The organism is Gluconobacter sp. Gdi (assembly GCF_014132155.1).
GTDB lineage: Bacteria > Pseudomonadota > Alphaproteobacteria > Acetobacterales > Acetobacteraceae > Gluconobacter.
The window spans coordinates 1-565 of the sequence record NZ_BLJQ01000060.1; the positions used below are offsets into that span (position 1 = coordinate 1).

Genomic DNA, 565 nt, shown 5'->3' on the forward strand with positions numbered 1-565 from the left:
CGGGATGGATGCGCAGATCCTGATCGACAAGGGCAATATCATTGCCCAGCAGATGATCGATGCCCAGACCACGAAACTGGCACAGGCGGATCAGGTCGTGCAGGCACGTTACCTCACGGCCACCGGGGATGATCAGGGCGCGGCTCTGCTGAACCAGCAGGTGTCGGCCGCGCAGGAGGTCCAGCAGCTGAAGGACAGCTGGCAGGCTTATCTGGGTGACAGTTATGCCCAGAACGAAACCTATCAGCAGCAGATGACGGATCTGGAAAAGACCCAGCAGGCCGAGCGCCTCAAGATCCAGCAGCAATACACGGATCAGGCGGCCTCTTCGGTCTCGTCGGTCATCTCCAGCCTGACCAGCTACACGCAGGGTCTGGCGTTCTCGGACGCGTCCCCCCTGTCAGCGCAGGATCAGTATGCCGCGGCCAATGACAACTTCACCACGGACCTTGCTGCGGCAAAGTCTGGTGATTTTACGGCCCTGCAGAACCTTCAGGGCTATGCCTCGACCCTTCTGTCCACCAGCCAGACCTGGAACGGATCGGGTCAGGGTTATGTCACCGAT

The 565-nt window shown here is 60.0% G+C and carries 1 pseudogene; it reads left to right on the forward strand.

Features of this window, described 5'->3' with window-relative positions:
• Nucleotides 1-565 (forward strand): annotated as a pseudogene (locus tag JN414_RS16445) (phage tail protein); the annotation flags it as partial.